Source organism: Halomonas caseinilytica, from assembly GCF_001662305.1.
In the GTDB taxonomy this organism is placed as follows: Bacteria; Pseudomonadota; Gammaproteobacteria; order Pseudomonadales; family Halomonadaceae; genus Halomonas; species Halomonas caseinilytica.
In genome coordinates this window covers 116491-134088 of the sequence record NZ_BDEP01000014.1, presented here as the reverse complement: position 1 = coordinate 134088, position 17598 = coordinate 116491, and the positions used below count along the sequence as shown (strand labels likewise).

The window sequence follows — 17598 nt, the reverse complement described above, 5'->3', positions numbered from 1 at the left end:
CGTAGAATGCAGCATCGCTTTTTTTCGTCTTTCATTCGCAAGAGCGCACGACATGTCCAAGCATCTGGTACTGGCCAGCGGTAATGCTGGCAAGCTACGCGAGTTCCACCAGCTTCTCTCCCCCTTGGGCTTCGACGTCAGGCCACAGTCGGAGTTTGCCGTCGACGAGGTCGAGGAGACAGGATTGACCTTCGTCGAGAACGCCTTGCTCAAGGCTCGCGAGGCCAGCCGTGTCAGTGGTGCGCCGGCCCTGGCCGATGATTCCGGGCTTGCCGTCGATGCCTTGCAGGGGCGTCCCGGTATCTATTCCGCGCGCTTCGCCGGGGAGCCCAAGGACGACGAGCGCAACAATCAGTACCTCCTGGAGGCATTGAGTGACGTCCCCGAGGGGTATCGCCATGCCCGTTACTGGTGCGTGCTGGTGCTGCTGCGCCATGCCGAGGACCCGGTACCGCTGATCGTCCAGCGATACTGGGACGGTGAGATTCTGGCCCATCCCCGCGGCGAGGGAGGTTTCGGTTACGATCCCCTGTTCTGGGTGCCGGATCAGAAGATGTCGGCAGCCGAACTGTCGGCTTCGGAGAAGAATCGCCTGAGTCATCGTGGCCGCGCCCTTCATGCCCTGGTGGATGCCTTGTCCGATACGGCGTGGTCACCATGATCGACCGTCTTCCGCCCCTGGCGCTCTATGTGCACGTGCCCTGGTGCGTGCGCAAATGCCCCTACTGCGACTTCAATTCCCACGGTGTGGGGCGGGGCGCCGACTTGCCGGAAGAGGAATACCTGGCGGCGTTGATCGATGACCTGGATGCCGACCTGTCGCTGGCCGCCGGGCGCGAGATCGTCAGCGTATTCATCGGCGGGGGGACTCCGAGTCTGATGGCGCCGGCCTTCTATCGGCGGTTGCTCGAGGCGTTGGCCGCTCGACTGCCATTGGCCTCGGATATCGAGATCACCCTCGAGGCCAATCCCGGTACGCTGGAGCGCGGCCGCTTCGCGGGATATCGAGAGGCGGGAATCAATCGGCTCTCGCTTGGGGTCCAGAGCTTTCAGGACGACCAGCTTGCCGCCCTGGGACGCATCCATGGCGGCGCCGATGCCGAAGCCGCCATCGAGGAAGCCCGTGATGCCGGCTTCGATAACCTCAATATCGATCTCATGCATGGGCTGCCCGGCCAGACGGTCGAACTGGCGCTATCTGACCTGGACCGGGCCCTGACGTTTTCGCCCGAGCATCTTTCCTGGTATCAACTCACCCTCGAGCCCAATACCGAATTCCACTCCCGGCCGCCGACACTGCCGGAGGAAGAGGTGCTCTGGGATATCCAGGATATCGGGCACGAACGGCTGGAAACCGCCGGGCTCGGGCGTTACGAGATATCCGCCTATGCGCGTCCGGGCCGGCGTGCTCGGCACAACCTCAACTACTGGCGGTTCGGTGACTATCTGGGTATCGGTGCCGGTGCTCACGGCAAGCTGAGCACCTGGACCGACAATGGGCTGGCAATCGAGCGACGCTGGAAGGCGCGTCAGCCGGAGGCGTATCTGAGGCGTCGCCGGGATCCTCGCGGCTTCGTCGCTGGTCGTGCCACGGTGGAACCCGATGAGCTTCCCCTGGAATTCGCCATGAACGCGCTGCGGCTCGTCGATGGCGTTTCCCTGGCGACCTGGCGTGCCCATACTGGGTATACGCCGGAGGTCATGGCGTCGCGTCTGGCACAAGCTCGGGAAAAAGGACTTTTGGTGGAAGATCCCGGAAGGCTTCAAGCCTCGCCTCGAGGTCTATTATTCTTGAACGAGTTGTTGGCTCTCATCAGTGAAGCCGATACATGAAGGACGCCATCCCTTTCACAAGGAGTTATCCCATGATGAAACCTCTTCGTCCGCTCGTGGCTCTGTCGGCCGCCGCACTGCTGGTGGGTTGCACCACCACGGATCCGTACAGCGGCCAGACGCAGCGCAACCAGACGGGAACCGGTGCTGCCATCGGTGCGGCGATCGGGGCCGCTGCCGGTGCCTTGACCGGTGATGGCAGTACCAGTCGACGCGACCGTGCCCTGATCGGTGCTGCCGCGGGGGCTGCCGCCGGTGGCGGGATCGGCGCCTACATGGATCGCCAGGAAGAGCAACTGCGTCGCAGCATGGAAGGCACCGGCATCGGAGTGGAACGTCAGGGCAACGACATCGTTCTCAACATGCCGAGCAGCGTCACCTTCGGTTTCGATTCCAGCGATCTGACGCCGGCAGCCACCAGTGCCCTGAACGATGTCTCCAACGTGCTGAACCAATACACGGATACCCGGATCAACATCGCTGGCCATACCGACAGCACCGGGGATGCCAGCTACAACCAGCGTCTTTCCGAGCGTCGTGCACAATCAGTGGGGCAATATCTGAGCCAGTCCGGGGTATCGGCCAGTCGACTCAACATGCAGGGGTATGGCGAGAACCAGCCGGTGGCCAGCAACGACACCGAAGCCGGCCGCGCACAGAATCGCCGTGTCGAGATGACTCTGACGCCCATCACGCAGAACTGATCGCGAACTTGAACCTTGCGTTGGCCCGCCTGCCCCCTGGGGAGGCGGGCCTTTACTTGTCCATCACTTCTTGCCCACTTTGGGATTCAGGACCATGCTTTCCTATCAGCACGCCTACCATGCGGGCAATTTCGCCGACGTTCACAAGCATTTAGTGCTTTTTGCCGTCGTCGACCATTTGTTACGTAAAGAGTCTTCTGTTACGTACATAGATACTCATGCCGGTCGTGGTCGTTATCCCCTCGACGCTGAGGAGACCGCTCGGCTAGGGGAGTATCATGATGGGGCGGAAAGGCTCTGGAAGACGCGAGAACGCCTTGTCGAAGATCCACTGCTGGGAGATTGGCTCGAGGGGTTGGCTGCCGCCCAGAGTCAGCGGAACCCGAAGGCGCTCGACCACTATCCTGGTTCGCCCTGGTGGCTGGCGCAGCGATTGCGAGAGCAGGATGCGCTTCGGTTGTTCGAACTGCACCCCGGAGAACACGATCACCTGAGCAGGCAGCAGCTGCCCGACAGGGTGCGCCATGTACACGGCGATGGCCTGTCGGGGTTGATCGACGCCTTGCCGGTGGCAACGCCACGCCTGTGCGTTCTGGTCGATCCGAGCTACGAGCGCAAGGCGGAATATGGCGATGTCGCCGATACGTTGCTCAAAGCCATGCGCAAGGCACGACATGGGGTGATGCTGGTGTGGTATCCGTTGCTGCCCGCGGGACGGCACGAGACGCTTCTCGAGGGGCTCAAGGCCGGTGGGCTGCGCAAGATCTGGCGCAGCGAGCTGAGGGTGGCTTCGCCCCAGCGGGAACGAGGGATGTACGGCAGCGGCATGCTGGTGATCAACCCGCCTTGGGGGCTGGACCGGCGTCTGGAGGATGCCATGGCGCGCTTGATGCCCTTGCTGGGCGATGACAGCCACTACCGGGGCGACTGGTGGGTTCCGGAGTGAAACCGGTCATCCGGCAATCGCGCGATACATCAATGAGCGATTGCCTGGACTCCCGCGAACCGGTTGTCGGCGTCATCATGGTCGAGCGCGCCCAGCCGATCATTGGCTCGCCGGTTACTTCCCGATGCAGAAGCTGCCGAATATCTCGCCCAACAGGTCATCGGCGCTGAATTCGCCGGTGATTTCCCCCAAGGCTTGCTGTGCGTCTCTCAGGTCTTCGGCGAGCAGTTCGCCGGCACCATGGCCGGAGAGCTGAGCGTCGCCGTTCTGCAGGGCCGTGGCAGCGCGATCCAAGGCATCCAGATGGCGGCGTCGCGCCGAAAAGCGCCCCTCGGTGGTCGCCGAGAACCCCATTATGTGCTTCAAGTGTTCCTTCAGGTTATCCACACCCTGACCGGTCTTCGCCGAGAGGCGCACGATGGGGGTGGCTGTGGATAAGTCGATTCCCGGCGCTTCCTGGCTAGTATCGACCTTGTTGCGCACCAGCGTGAGGCGATTCGGATCGGCGAGCCGCTGGACGAACTCGGGCCAGATGCGCATGGGGTCCACGGCATCGGTGGTCGTGGCATCCACCATCAGCAGCACGCGGTCGGCCTTCTCGATTTCCGACCAGGCCCTGGCCACGCCGATCTGCTCCACCGCGTCCGGCGTGTCGCGCAATCCGGCGGTATCGATCACGTGCAGCGGCATGCCGTCCAGGTGGATATGCTCGCGCAATACGTCACGGGTCGTGCCTTCGATCTCGGTGACGATGGCGGTGTCCTGCTCGGTGAGGGCATTGAGCAGGCTTGACTTTCCGGCATTGGGCCGCCCGGCGATCACCACGCTCATGCCTTCGCGCATCAGTGCGCCCTGGCCGGCGCTTTCCCGGACGTCCGCCAGTCTCGTGCGAATCGCTGCGAGCTTGCCGGCCACATGCCCATCGGCGAGGAAGTCGATTTCTTCCTCGGGAAAGTCGATGGCTGCCTCGACGTACATGCGCAGCTCGATGAGCTCTTGCACCAGCGCCTCGACACGTTTCGAGAATTCCCCCTGCAACGAGCGCAAGGCGTTCTCTGCCGCCCCTCGGGAACTTGCCTCGATCAGGTCAGCGATGGCTTCGGCCTGGGCCAGATCCAGCTTGTCGTTGAGAAAGGCTCGTTCGGAAAACTCGCCGGGCCTGGCGAGTCTTGCTCCCAGGCGCACGCAGCGCTCCAGCAGCAGGTCCATGATGACTGGACCGCCATGTCCTTGCAGCTCGAGGATGTCCTCACCGGTGAAGGAATGAGGGCCTTCGAAGAACAGCGCGATACCCTCGTCGAGCATGCCGTTCTCGCCCCGGAATGGACCATGGAAGGCCTTTCGGGGGGGAGGGCAGTGCCCCAGTACGCTTTCGGCAATCGAACGGCTGGCAGGGCCCGATACGCGGATGATGCCGACGCCGCCTTGTCCGGGCGGTGTCGCCAGAGCGGTGATGGTGTCCTGAGCATAAAGGCGTTCGGCCATCGGTGATTCCTCGAATGGGTCGACATCATTGTCGGTGGCGGAGGGCTCAAACGCCAGACCCCCGCAAGGGCGGGGGTCTGGCGAAACGAAAGGGCGGAGGAGCCTACTTGGTCTTCATGCCCTTGCCGACATTGGGGTCGGCCTCGATCTTGCGGGTGATGAAGTACTGCTGGGCGATGGAGGTGATGTTGTTCACCACCCAGTAGATCACCAGCCCGGCCGGGAACCACAGGAAGAAGAACGTGAAGACCACCGGCAACAGCTTCATGATCTTCGCCTGGGTCGGGTCCGGCGGTGTCGGATTGAGTAGTTGCTGCACGAACATCGAGGCGCCCATCAGGATAGGCAGCACGAAGTAGGGATCCTTCACCGACAGGTCAGTGATCCAGAACATGAAGGGCGCGTGGCGCAACTCCACCGACTCGAGCAACATCCAGTACAGGGCGATGAAGACCGGCATCTGTACCAGAATGGGCAGGCAGCCGCCCAGAGGATTGATCTTTTCCTTCTGGTAGAACTTCATCATCTCCTGGGACATCTTCTGGCGATCGTCGCCGTACTGTTCCTTGAGACGCTGCATCTCAGGGCCCAGCTTGCGCATGCGCGCCATGGACTTGTAGGCCTTGGCGGAAAGCGGCAGGAGCGCGGTCTTGACCAGCAGCGTCAGGATGACGATGGACCAGCCCCAGTTGCCGATCAGGTCGTGGATGTGATCGAGCAGCCAGAACAGCGGGTTGGCAATGAACCATAGCCACCCGAAGTCGACGGTCAGTTCAAGGTTCGGGGCGACCGCCTCCAGTCGATCCTGGATCTTGGGGCCGATGTAGAGCGTGGCTGCCAGAGTGGCTTCGCTTTGGGCGCCCAGGGTCTGGGTCGGGCCGGCAAACGCCGCCACATTGCGATTCTGCGAGTCGGTCGCGGTGTAGTAGAGGTTCTGCTGGTTCTGCGGGGGTGCCCAGGCAGAAGTGAAGTAGTGTTGGATCATGGCGACCCAGCCGCCTTCGACATCGCGATTGTTGAACTTGCCATCGCGGATGTCTTCGAAGTCGACCTTCAAGTAACGGTCTTCTGGCGTGGAAAAGGCGGCCCCCAGGAAGGAGCTCATGCCCATCTTCGGACCGCTCGAGGGATCGCTGCTGTTGTCGCGCACCAGCTGGCCGACGAAACGCGCGGTTACCGGTGTCTCGCTGGGATTGTCCAGCAGGTAGGCGACATTCACGGCGTAACTGTCGCGATCGAAGGTGAAGCGCTTGATGACATCCACGCCATTGACGGTGGCGCGGAGATCCACCTGTACCTGATCGTCCCCTTCGGCCAGCCGGTATTCGGTCTGCTCGGGGGAGAAGGCGATGCGCCCCTGATGGCCTTCCAGCTGAAGGCCGGAGCGAGCCACATAGCTGCGCGTACTGTTATCGGAAAGCAGCACGAACGGCTGGTCGGAGTTCTCGGCGTATTTATGCTGCGGAAGCGCCGCATACACGATGTCGCCGCCTTGCGGATCGATGCGAACATCGAGCACGTCAGTGGTGACGGCCACCAGGTCACGGCTGCTAGCGGTGGCTTTGCTGCCGGGCATTTCGCTGCCCATCTCGGCGTTGCCGGTGCCGCCGGACGGCACCGACAGGTTGCCACTGTCAGCCTCCCCAGTCTCCCGGGACGAAGCTGGCGAGTCGTCGGTGATGGCCGGGGCCTCCGGCGCTTGGGTCGCCTGGCCGTAGTCCTGATTCCACTGCACGACGATCAGGTAGGCGAGTATCGCCAGGGGAATCAGCAGGAGTAGTCGTTTTACGTCCATGAGGGGTCTGCCCGATGGGTGGTGAACATTCCGATGGCGCGGCGTGAGGTGCTCTCCCGACATACGCGAAAGCCTGCCAAGGGCAGGCTGGCATTCGTCAGCGGAGCGTCCGCTTTCGAGGGGGCGGCGTCAAGCTCCGCGGCAAGAGGCGAAATCAGGCGCATGCAAGCTCCGGGCGATGACGGCGGCGAGGCGCCGCATCGGTCATCGGCGGTCTGTCGAGGGGCTGGTGGAGCCGCCCGTCGATTTTTGCGCTTCGCGCTCCAGGCGTCGCCACATGCCATGCAATTGGCGATGGACAACCTCATTGTCCAGCTCCTGTACGCCACGCCGGGCGAGCAAAACGATATCCACGGCGGGGAGTCGATGCTGGCGAAGCCGAACGGATTCGCGCGTGATTCGCTTGAGGCGATTGCGATCAACGGCCCGACGAACGTTCTTCTTGCTGAAGATGAGGCCGAGTCGAGGGTGACCCAATGCGTTGGGCGAGGCCAGGGCCATCAACCCCTTGCCGTGAAGCTTGAAAGCTGCCGTATCGAAGACACGTCGATAGTCCTCGGCGGTCAGCAGGCGCAGCCGCCGAGGAAAGCCCTGATAGGACACGCGCTCGCGATCAGGCGCTCAAGCGCTTGCGGCCCTTGGCGCGACGGCGCGCCAGGACGGCACGACCATTCTTGGTGGCCATGCGAGCGCGGAAGCCGTGTGCGCGCTTGCGCTTGAGAACGCTGGGCTGGAAAGTGCGTTTCATAACTGTTTATTCCCACGTGGTTTTTGGAACGGATCGATAATTTCAGAGGCACCCGGTTTCCATCGGAAACCCGGGGAGATTCGGCTCAAGACCGGGAATTGTAGTGATTTCGCGGCCTCGGCGCAATTCCCTCTTGACTCACGGGCAACGCACGACGCGAGGGGCTCATGCCTCAATCATTATTATTTAGAACGATAGATTGATGAGGTTGTTATTATAGCTGGGGAGAAATTTTGTGGATAAGTATATTTATATTTTTTATATCAAATGGATACGGTATTGATCGTGGTGTGGACATCCTTGGGGGTGATGGTGTATCCACTGTGGCTTTCCGTTGCATGGAAGCTGCAATTGTCCACAGTGCTGATGCATCCCCATATCGCTCCCCGTCATTTCCTGACGTGGGGGAAGAGGTTTTCCACAAAGTTCATCGAAACGCGGCTTCATGTGGATAACCCGAGGGCTGGACGATACAATGTGCGGTCGTTCTTGAAACTATGATTGGTGAGGTTGCGTGTCGCTCGCTCTCTGGCAACAGTGTCTGGCTACCCTGCAGGATGAATTGAGCTCCCAGCAGTTCAACACCTGGATCCGCCCATTGCAGGCGGAGGAGGAGGGAGAGTCCAACCAGTTGCGCCTGTTGGCGCCTAACCGGTTCGTGCGCGATTGGGTCAGTGACAAGTATGCCAAGCGCATCAGTGAGCTGATGCGCGAGTTGGCGCCTGCCAAGCCCCCAAAGGTGGTGCTGACCGTGGGCAGTCGCCGAGCGGCTCCTGCTCCCCAGCCGCGGGAACTCGGCGATCCGGTCTCGGCGGCGCCTCGAGCGCCTGCCGTGCACACGCCACCACGGGGCGATGTGGCGGATGAATCCGAGATCGACCAGTTGAGGGAAGAAGGGGAGGCATCGCGTCGTTCCTCGGGCGAACGCCAGGTACAGGTCGAGGGCAGCCTCAAACACAACAGTGGCCTGAATCATAATTTCACCTTCGAAACCTTCGTCGAGGGCAAGTCCAACCAATTGGCACGGGCTGCTTCGCGGCAGGTCTCCGAGAACCCCGGAGGCGCTTATAATCCGTTGTTTCTCTATGGTGGGGTCGGCCTGGGCAAGACTCACCTGATGCATGCCGTCGGCAACGCCCTGGATGTGCGTCGCGAGAACGCTCGGGTGGTGTATCTGCATTCCGAGCGTTTCGTCGCCGATATGGTGAAGGCGCTGCAACTCAACGCCATCAACGATTTCAAGCGCTTCTACCGCAGTGTCGATGCCTTGCTGATCGACGATATCCAGTTCTTCGCCGGCAAGGAGCGTTCCCAGGAAGAATTCTTCCATACCTTCAATGCCTTGCTTGAAGGTGGTCAGCAAATGATCCTGACCTCGGATCGTTATCCCAAGGAAATCAGCGGGGTAGAGGAGCGTCTCAAGTCGCGCTTCGGTTGGGGGCTGACCGTGGCGATCGAGCCTCCGGAGCTCGAGACCCGGGTAGCGATCCTGATGAAGAAGGCCGACCAGGCCAAGGTCAATCTGCCGCATGATGCAGCCTTCTTCATTGCCCAGAAGATTCGTTCCAACGTCCGCGAGCTCGAGGGGGCGTTGAAGAAGGTCATCGCCGACTCCCACTTCATGGGCAAGGCAATCACCCAGGACTTTATCCGCGAGTCGCTCAAGGATCTGCTGGCCTTGCAGGACAAGCAGGTTGGCGTGGATAACATCCAGCGAACGGTGGCCGAGTACTACAAGATCAAGCTGTCGGATCTATTGTCGAAGCGCCGTTCGCGCTCCGTGGCTCGGCCTCGCCAGGTAGCGATGGCGCTGGCCAAGGAACTGACCAATCACAGCCTTCCCGAAATCGGCGATGCCTTCGGAGGCCGGGACCACACCACGGTGTTGCATGCATGTCGCAAGGTACAGGCGTTACAGGATGAAAACGCGGATATTCGCGAGGATTACAAGAACCTGCTACGTCTATTGACGAGCTGAGTTCACCCAATGACTCGATCGACCGGTCGGCTCGCCGGCCTCACAACCCCTCCAGGACAAGAAGTGGAGTCGACATGAAATTTTCCATTTCCCGAGAAGCGCTGTTGCGCCCGCTGACACTGGTCGCCGGCGTGGTGGAGCGGCGTCAGACCTTGCCGGTGCTGTCGAACGTCTTGATCCAGGTCGAGCAGGATCAAGTGTCGCTGACTGGCACCGATCTGGAAGTCGAGCTGATCGGTCGCACCGTGGCCAGTCAGGTGGACGATGCAGGCTCGGCCACCGTGCCGGCGCGAAAGCTGATGGATATCTGCAAGTCACTGCCGGACCAGGCCGAGATCCAGCTTGCCCTCGAGGATAATCGAGCGGTGCTGCGCAGTGGGCGTTCCCGTTTCACGCTTTCGACCCTGCCGGTGGCGGAGTTCCCTAATATCGAGGATGGCCAGAGCAGTGTCGAGCTGAGCCTGCCGAGGGGGACGTTGAAGCGCCTCATCGACGCGACGTCCTTCGCCATGGCTCAGCAGGATGTGCGCTATTACCTCAATGGCATGCTGCTGGAATTCGGCACCAATCTGGTCAGGGCCGTGGCCACCGATGGGCACCGGCTGGCGGTTGCATCGCGTTCTGCCGAGATCCAGGTGGATCCCGCTCAGAAATTGATCGTGCCGCGCAAGGGGATCATGGAGCTCGTTCGTCTGCTCGATGACGGCGATGATCCCGTGAGCCTGACGCTGGGCTCGACGCATATCCGTGCCCACACCGGGGATTTCACTTTCACCTCCAAGCTGGTCGACGGGAAGTTCCCCGATTACGAGCGCGTGGTGCCCAAGGGCGGGGACAAGGTACTCATCGCCGAGCGGACCGAACTGCGCCAGGTGCTGTCGCGCACTGCGATCCTCTCCAACGAAAAGTATCGTGGCGTACGCCTCAATCTCGAAGAAGGCAATCTGCGCGTCATGGCCAACAATCCCGAGCAGGAAGAAGCCGAGGAGAACGTTGGCGTCGAATACGCTGGGCCGGCCATGGAGATCGGCTTCAATGTCGGTTACCTGGTCGATGTTCTCAGCGTGCTGGACGAGGATCGCGTGCAGTTGACCCTGGCCGACCCCAACAGCAGTGCTCTGCTCGAGGAACCGGGTGGTGGCGATGCGCTTTATGTCGTCATGCCCATGCGCCTTTAAGACGACCTTCGACTTTCCCGTGCCGATGTTCGGCTTCCCATGAGCATCGGCAATAGGATCCTGTCCTCGATGCCTCTCGATCGTCTCGCTTTCCAGGGCCTGCGCAACCTCCAGGCCCTGGAGCTGTCTCCTGGTCCCCGAATCAATCTGTTCATCGGTGATAACGGTACCGGCAAGACCAGCTTGCTGGAAGGGATTCACGTGCTAGGCATGGGGCGCTCCTTCCGTACGCGACAGTTGCGTCACGCCATCGCCCATGAAGAGGACGGCGTGATCCTGCATGGGCGTTTGTCAGGAGAGCCTCCCTTGCCGATAGGCGTGCGCCGACGCCGGGATAGCGATGAACTGGAAATGCGCCTGGCAGGAGAAAAGGTGAGCCGTGTGTCGCAGCTGGTGGAGACCCTGCCCCTGCAACTCATCAATCCCGATGCCTTCCGCCTCCTGGAAGGCTCCCCGGCGGGGCGCCGCGAGTTTCTCGACTGGGGAGTGTTTCACGTGAAACATGACTTCCTCGATGCCTGGAAGCGTTTTCGAAGAGCGTTGAAGCATCGGAATGCTCTCCTCAGACATGGTAGAATGACCGATGCGTCAATGGGTGCCTGGGAGCGGGAATTGGCTCATTGGGGCGCTCGGTTGGATGAGCTGCGGCGCGCCTGGATCGATGCATTTCTCCCCGTGTTCCAGGAAACACTGGATGGGTTGATTGCCTTGCCCGAACTCCAGTTGCGCTATGCCCGAGGATGGGACCGCAAGCGAGATCTTGCCGACGTTCTCGAGCAGGGCAGGGAGACCGATCAGCAGATGGGCTTCACGCAACAGGGCCCTCAGCGTGCGGATCTCGGCATCCGCCTGGGGCGGCGTCCGGCGATCGAGATCCTGTCGAGAGGACAGCAGAAGCTGGTGGTCAGTGCACTCAAGTTGGCGCAAGGGCGCTTGCTGGAGCGCCTTACAGGACGCTCCTGCATATATCTTATCGACGACCTGCCAGCGGAGCTGGATGGCGATCACCGGCGTGTCTTCTGCGAATGGTTGACGCACATGCGTTGCCAAGCGTTTATCACCAGTGTCGATCCGAATGCCTTGAATGACGTGTGGGATATGGATACACCGGTTTCGATGTTTCACGTGAAACATACAGAGGTGGGGCAGGGGCAGCTGCTGCCAATGGATAGACAGACTTCATGATGGAGTAGTCAATGAGCGAGCAAGCTTACGACTCATCAAGCATCAAGGTTCTCAAGGGCCTGGATGCGGTACGCAAGCGGCCCGGCATGTACATCGGCGACACCGATGACGGTACAGGCCTGCACCACATGGTGTTCGAGCTGGTGGACAACTCCATCGATGAAGCCCTGGCCGGACACTGCAGCGAGATTGGCGTGGTGATCCACCCGGATGAATCGATCACGGTTCGTGACAACGGGCGTGGCATTCCCACCGAGATCCACGAAGAGGAAGGGGTGTCGGCGGCCGAGGTCATCATGACGGTGCTTCACGCCGGTGGCAAGTTCGATGACAATTCCTACAAGGTTTCCGGCGGCCTGCATGGTGTCGGTGTCTCGGTGGTCAACGCGCTTTCCGAAGAGCTGAAGTTGACGATCTGGCGGCAAGGGAAGGTGCACGAGCAGATCTATCGGCATGGTGAGGCCGTGGCACCTCTGGCGGTGGTCGGTACCACCGAGCAGACCGGGAGTCGCGTACACTTTCGCCCGTCGCCCGAGACCTTCCAGAACATCGAGTTCCATTATGATGTCCTTGCCAAGCGCTTACGCGAGTTGTCGTTCCTGAACTCCGGTGTGGCGATCCGCTTGACCGACGAGCGTACCGGCAAGGAGGAGCTCTTCCACTACGAGGGAGGACTGAAAGCCTTCGTTGACCACTTGAACACCAACAAGACGGTGCTCAACCCGGTCTTTCACTTCAACGTCGAGCGCGAGGATGGCGTCGGTGTCGAAGTAGCAATGCAGTGGAACGACACCTTCGCCGAGAATATCTTTTGTTACACCAACAATATTCCACAGGGCGATGGAGGGACTCACCTGGCCGGATTCCGTGCCTCGCTGACCCGGACGCTCAACCACTATATCGAGGCCGAAGGCTTGTTGAAGAAGGCCAAGGTCAATACGTCGGGCGATGATGCCAGAGAGGGCCTTACGGCCATCATCTCGGTCAAGGTCCCGGATCCCAAGTTCTCTTCGCAGACCAAGGACAAGCTGGTGTCCTCCGAGGTGAAGACCGCGGTGGAACAAGAGATGGGGCGCCAGTTCTCGGAATACCTGGTTGAACGTCCGAACGAAGCCAAGGCCATCGTCAACAAGATGCTGGATGCGGCACGGGCGCGCGAGGCAGCGCGCAAGGCGCGTGACATGACACGCCGCAAGGGCGCTCTGGATATCGCCGGATTGCCCGGCAAGCTGGCTGACTGCCAGGAGAAGGACCCCAGTCTGTCGGAACTTTATCTGGTCGAGGGCGATTCGGCAGGTGGTAGCGCCAAGCAGGGCCGTGATCGCCGTACCCAGGCGATCCTGCCTCTCAAGGGCAAGATTCTCAATGTGGAGAAAGCGCGCTTCGACAAGATGCTGTCATCTGCTGAGGTCGGGACTCTGATCACCGCCCTGGGTTGTGGAATCGGTCGGGAAGAGTTCGACCCCGACAAGCTGCGTTACCACTCGATTATCATCATGACCGACGCTGATGTCGATGGCTCGCACATCCGTACATTGTTGTTGACCTTTTTCTTCCGTCAGATGTCGCAGTTGATCGAGCGCGGGCATGTCTTCATCGCGCAACCACCGCTTTACAAGATCAAGCGTGGCAAGCAGGAAAGCTATCTAAAGGATGAACAGGCTCTGACCGACTATTTGACTGCGACGGCGCTCGATGGGGCTCGCTTGCATGTCAACAGCGACGCGCCCGGCATCGAGGGCGCGGGCTTGGAAAGCCTGGTCAATCAGTATCGCGACGTCATGAACCGGATCGATCGTCTGTCGCGCGTCTATCCCGACGTCGTGCTGCGCAAGATCGTCCATGCAGCCAAGCTGGAAGGCGAGGAGAGCCTGCGTGATCGTGTGACCATGCAGAACTGGATCGAATACCTGCAAGCGGAGATGAATGCCATCGTCTCTTACGAGGGCGGTCCTCGCTATACATTCCGCCTGGAAGAAGACAGTGAGAGAGGCCTTTATCTGCCCGCTGTGTCCCTGGTCGCACACGGCGTCACTTCGGATTATGTCTGGGGGGTCGACTTCTTTACCAGTGCGGATTATCGAGCCATTGCCGGGCTTGGTGAAACTTTGGATGGTCTACTCGAAGAGGGGGCCTACGTCGCTCGCGGTGAGCGCAAGAAGTCGGTTGGCAGTTTCTACGATGCGCTGGAATGGTTGATGAATGAAGCGCAGCGTGGCCTGTCGATCCAGCGCTACAAGGGGCTTGGTGAGATGAATCCCGAGCAGTTGTGGGAAACCACCATGGACCCGAATACTCGTCGTATGCTGCGAGTATCCATCGAGGACGCAGTGGCGGCTGACATGATGTTCAATACCCTGATGGGTGACGAGGTCGAGCCGCGTCGCGACTTTATCGAGCGGAATGCGCTGGTGGCCAACCTGGATATCTAGCCAATAGGCTCGCCTCGGGATGTTTCACGTGAAACATTGCTTGGGGCCGGCTGAAAAAAGGGCTGCATCGAGAGAATCGATGCAGCCCTTTTCATATGTGCTCATCATCTCTGTACCTCGCGGTGTTGTGCTCCAGGTGGCAGTTGCCTGTTCAGATGCGTTTCACGTGAAACATCAATGATGAGAGCACAAGGGTGGCTCGGTTCTCCCCGTCGTCACGGGAGAGGGATGAACTCAGCTTGTTGCCGGGGGAGTGTCGAGCAACCAGTCAGCAAAGGTGGCCAGGTTCTCGAAGACTTTCACATTCGAAGCCGAGATTTCTGGGTGCTTGTCCAGAGTGCGTTTCCCCTTGCCGGTCAGCACTAGGGCCGATTGGCAACCGGCCGCATCGCCCGCCTGGATATCTCTCAGGCTGTCGCCGACCATCCAGCTCCCTTCCAAAGAGGCAAGGTCCAGCATCTGGCGAATCTCGTGGAGCATTCCTGGCAGTGGCTTGCGGCAGTGGCAGCCATCTTTCGGGCCATGCGGGCAGTAGGTGATGCAGGCAATCTTGCCTCCTGCCCCCTCGATCATGGCCACCATGGCTTCATGCATCCTCGCGAGTTCGCCTTCGTCGTAGTAGCCACGCGCGATGCCGGACTGGTTGGTGGCTACGGCGACCGTCCAGCCGGCTTGGGACAAGCGAGCAATTGCCTTGATGGAGGAGGGGTAGGGGATCCACTCATCCAAGGATTTCACATAGTTATCGGAATCCTGGTTGATGACACCGTCTCGATCCAGGATGACGAGTTTGGCAGACATGGGCTGGTAGTACCTCTGGTGGAGGGAGGCATCAGGTAGCGCCATGTTTCACGTGAAACATGGACGCGCCATGACATTGAAGGATGGACCAAGGCCGGCCTTATACGCCGTAAAACTCCCGATACCATTCGACGAAACGAGAGACCCCTTCGTCCACTTTGACCCGTGGACGATAGCCGGTGGCCGTGAAAAACGCTTCGGTATCCGCCCAGGTGCGAGGGACATCGCCTGGCTGCATGGGCTGGAAGTCGCATACGGCCTCACGACCGGTCGCCGTCTCCACGGCACGCACGAAGTCCATCAAAGCGACTGGGCTGCCATGGCCTATGTTGTAGAGCCTGTAGGGCGCGTCACTCGCCTCCGGCGAGGAAGGCAGGGTTTGCCCATCACGCTGGGGCACGATCTCCAGAATACGAACGATGCCCTCGACAATGTCGTCGATATAGGTGAAGTCCCGGTACATCTCGCCATGGTTATAGACCTGTATCGGCCTGCCCTCGAGCACGGCTTGCGTGAACTTGAACATGGCCATGTCGGGACGTCCCCAAGGCCCATACACCGTAAAGAAGCGCAATCCGGTGGTGGGGAGGTCGTAGAGATGAGAATAGGTATGGGCCATCAGCTCGTTGGCTTTCTTGGTGGCTGCATACAGGCTGATGGGATGATCGACGTTATCCGACGTGGCGAAAGGCGTCTTGTCGTTGGCGCCGTATACGGAACTGGAGGACGCATAGACTAGATGCTCGACTCGGCCATGGCGACAGCCTTCCAGTACATTGAGATGTCCCACGAGGTTGGCATCGGCGTAGGCATGAGGGTTCTCGAGCGAATAGCGCACCCCGGGCTGTGCTGCCAGGTGGATGACGCTATCGAAGCCTTCCGTCTCGAACAGGGCGGCCACCGCCTCACGATCGGCCAGATCGAGTCGTTCGAAGCGGATGTTTCCCGACGCGGCGAGATCGTCCAGGCGCGCCTTCTTGAGGGATACGTCGTAGTAGTCGCTGAGGTTGTCGACACCAACGATATCGTATGATGACTGCGTCGAAAGACGCTTGGCGACGGCATGGCCGATGAAGCCGGCCATGCCCGTGATCAGTAGCTTCATGTTGTGACGCATGCTCCTATGCTGGCGCTTCCTGGATGTGACACTGGCATCCGTTTTCGGGGTGAGAAGGTAGCATTGTACCCTAGCGCTAGCCGCTGACCGAGCATGCTAGAATTTGCTGCTCCATGTCCGACAGGCTCGCCATCGGGGATGTTCCCAATATTCGTCCACTTTCGGAATCACATTCATGAGCCAATCGACAGCCATGCCCAAAAAGCGTTTTGCCTTCGTCATCGGGGATCTCTACGGTGGCGGTGCCGAGAAGTCGCTGCTCTATACCGCCGACCAATTGCGCCAGCGCGGCCACGAGGTCAAGGTGTTCACGCTGCGCGAGCGAATCGAGCATCGCTTGCCGGAGGGCTTGGTGATCGAGAACCTGGCCGTGGTGACACGCTTTACCAAGGCCACCACCACAGTGTTGACCGAGAAGTGGCAGGCGTCTCGAATAAAGCGTGCTTTGAAATCCTGGCAGCCGGATGTCGTGATCTCCTGTTCCTGTGACAGGATCACGCGTCACCTCGACATTTCCAATCTCTATTTCTGGATCAAGTCGGACGTGTCGGCCAAGTTCAGCGACCCGAAGCGGCTCAAGAGAGCCTACGACAAGGTTCGCCGCTTTTATCATGACCGCCAGGTCATCGCCGTCTCTCAGGGTGTGAAGGACAATCTCGAAAAGGTCGTCGGACTGAAGGCCGAGAAGATCGTGCCCATCTACAATCCTTACGAGCGGGAACCTTTCGTTGCCATGGCCGAGGAGCCGGCGTCCGTTCCCGAGAGCGACTATTTGCTGTGTGTTGCGGCCATCGAGCCTCGCAAGCGCCATGATCGCTTGCTGCGTGCCTATGCGAAAAGCGATATAACGACACCACTGGCTATCATGGGCAAGGGCAAGCCAGAGCACGAGGAAGCGGTTCGTCGCCAGATCGCATCGCTTGGCCTGGAGGACCGTGTCATCTGGCTGGGCTATCATCGCAATCCCTATCCCTTCATCCGTGAGGCGAAGGCCATGGTCTTGACCTCCGATGCCGAAGGCTTGCCGCGGGTGCTGATCGAGTCGCTGTTGCTGCATACGCCGGTGATCAGCACGGACTGCCCCAGTGGGCCGCGGGAAATCCTAACCCATGAGCTGGCTGACTTTCTCGTCGCCCCGGACGACGAAGACGGCCTCGCCGAAGCCCTCAGGCGCATGGACGAGGTGCCCGTAACCATCGAGCCACGCCACTATCAGCAATTCCTCAAGGAGACGGTGCTGCCTAAGTTCGAAGCCCTCTGACAGGCTCCTGACCTCCTTGTGCGAGGTGCAGGGCAGGGGCGCCAAGGGGAGGGAGCGTTTCATGGTGATGTCGCTCAAAGTGCAACGAGCGATCTTCTCATTCACGGGAACAGTACGGGCGAATCTTCTCGAGTC

At 60.2% G+C, this 17598-nt stretch carries 15 protein-coding genes; 9 read left to right on the top strand and 6 right to left on the bottom strand.

The window, feature by feature from the left end:
• Positions 1 to 52: 52 nt before the first annotated feature.
• From rdgB to A9O65_RS08305, 4 genes are all read left to right on the top strand, one after another.
• Complete coding sequence (gene rdgB, locus A9O65_RS08320; protein ID WP_064701851.1) at positions 53 to 661, top strand: RdgB/HAM1 family non-canonical purine NTP pyrophosphatase; 609 nt, start codon at positions 53 to 55, stop codon at positions 659 to 661.
• Positions 658 to 1833, top strand: coding sequence for a radical SAM family heme chaperone HemW (gene hemW, locus A9O65_RS08315; RefSeq protein ID WP_064701850.1), 1176 nt, complete (start codon positions 658 to 660; stop codon positions 1831 to 1833). Before rdgB ends, hemW begins: the two co-directional genes overlap by 4 nt.
• A 32-nt stretch (positions 1834 to 1865) precedes the next feature.
• Positions 1866 to 2537, top strand: coding sequence for a YiaD family glycine zipper/OmpA-like lipoprotein (locus A9O65_RS08310; RefSeq protein WP_425292857.1), 672 nt, complete (start codon positions 1866 to 1868; stop codon positions 2535 to 2537).
• Positions 2538 to 2631: 94 nt separating this feature from the next.
• Positions 2632 to 3483, top strand: coding sequence for a 23S rRNA (adenine(2030)-N(6))-methyltransferase RlmJ (locus A9O65_RS08305; RefSeq protein WP_064701849.1), 852 nt, complete (start codon positions 2632 to 2634; stop codon positions 3481 to 3483).
• A 114-nt stretch (positions 3484 to 3597) separates the two neighbouring features.
• On the opposite strand, the gene mnmE is transcribed toward A9O65_RS08305, so the two are convergent.
• The 4 genes from mnmE to rpmH all read right to left on the bottom strand — a co-directional run bounded on the left by mnmE (position 3598) and on the right by rpmH (position 7511).
• Positions 3598 to 4968 carry a tRNA uridine-5-carboxymethylaminomethyl(34) synthesis GTPase MnmE gene (gene mnmE, locus A9O65_RS08300; protein ID WP_064699908.1) on the bottom strand — a complete coding sequence of 457 codons (1371 nt, stop codon included), beginning with the start codon at positions 4966 to 4968 and terminating at the stop codon, positions 3598 to 3600.
• Between the two features lie 103 nt (positions 4969 to 5071).
• Positions 5072 to 6763 (bottom strand): membrane protein insertase YidC, encoded by a 1692-nt coding sequence (yidC, locus tag A9O65_RS08295; protein ID WP_064699907.1) that lies wholly within the window; start codon positions 6761 to 6763, stop codon positions 5072 to 5074.
• Between the two features lie 204 nt (positions 6764 to 6967).
• A complete protein-coding gene (gene rnpA, locus A9O65_RS08290) occupies positions 6968 to 7366 on the bottom strand; it encodes a ribonuclease P protein component (RefSeq protein ID WP_073292198.1) in 399 nt (132 codons plus the stop codon).
• A gap of 10 nt (positions 7367 to 7376) precedes the next feature.
• On the bottom strand, positions 7377 to 7511 hold the full coding sequence (gene rpmH / locus A9O65_RS08285; RefSeq protein ID WP_008959105.1) for a 50S ribosomal protein L34: 135 nt from the start codon (positions 7509 to 7511) through the stop codon (positions 7377 to 7379).
• A 514-nt stretch (positions 7512 to 8025) separates the two neighbouring features.
• On the opposite strand from rpmH, the gene dnaA reads away from it, so the two are divergent.
• The 4 genes from dnaA to gyrB all read left to right on the top strand — a co-directional run bounded on the left by dnaA (position 8026) and on the right by gyrB (position 14284).
• Entirely contained in the window at positions 8026 to 9489 is a 1464-nt protein-coding gene (gene dnaA / locus A9O65_RS08280) for a chromosomal replication initiator protein DnaA (protein ID WP_064699906.1), read from the top strand.
• A 74-nt stretch (positions 9490 to 9563) separates the two neighbouring features.
• Complete coding sequence (dnaN, locus tag A9O65_RS08275) at positions 9564 to 10667, top strand: DNA polymerase III subunit beta (protein ID WP_064701848.1); 1104 nt, start codon at positions 9564 to 9566, stop codon at positions 10665 to 10667.
• Positions 10668 to 10736: 69 nt separating this feature from the next.
• Entirely contained in the window at positions 10737 to 11852 is a 1116-nt protein-coding gene (gene recF, locus A9O65_RS08270) for a DNA replication/repair protein RecF (protein ID WP_064701900.1), read from the top strand.
• A gap of 11 nt (positions 11853 to 11863) precedes the next feature.
• Entirely contained in the window at positions 11864 to 14284 is a 2421-nt protein-coding gene (gene gyrB, locus A9O65_RS08265) for a DNA topoisomerase (ATP-hydrolyzing) subunit B (protein WP_064701847.1), read from the top strand.
• A 234-nt stretch (positions 14285 to 14518) separates the two neighbouring features.
• Here the strand turns inward: gyrB and gmhB are convergent, their stop codons facing one another.
• Together gmhB and A9O65_RS08255 are read right to left on the bottom strand one after the other, a co-directional pair.
• The gene (gene gmhB, locus A9O65_RS08260; RefSeq protein ID WP_064701899.1) at positions 14519 to 15085 is read right to left on the bottom strand and encodes a D-glycero-beta-D-manno-heptose 1,7-bisphosphate 7-phosphatase; all 567 of its coding nucleotides are present in this window, start codon (positions 15083 to 15085) and stop codon (positions 14519 to 14521) included.
• A gap of 100 nt (positions 15086 to 15185) precedes the next feature.
• Positions 15186 to 16190: an NAD-dependent epimerase gene (locus A9O65_RS08255; protein ID WP_064700011.1), complete on the bottom strand. Its 1005-nt coding sequence runs from the start codon at positions 16188 to 16190 to the stop codon at positions 15186 to 15188.
• A gap of 187 nt (positions 16191 to 16377) precedes the next feature.
• Here A9O65_RS08255 and A9O65_RS08250 point away from each other — a divergent pair, with 187 nt between their 5' ends.
• Positions 16378 to 17463: a glycosyltransferase gene (locus A9O65_RS08250; RefSeq protein ID WP_082920145.1), complete on the top strand. Its 1086-nt coding sequence runs from the start codon at positions 16378 to 16380 to the stop codon at positions 17461 to 17463.
• The last annotated feature ends 135 nt before the right edge of the window (positions 17464 to 17598 follow it).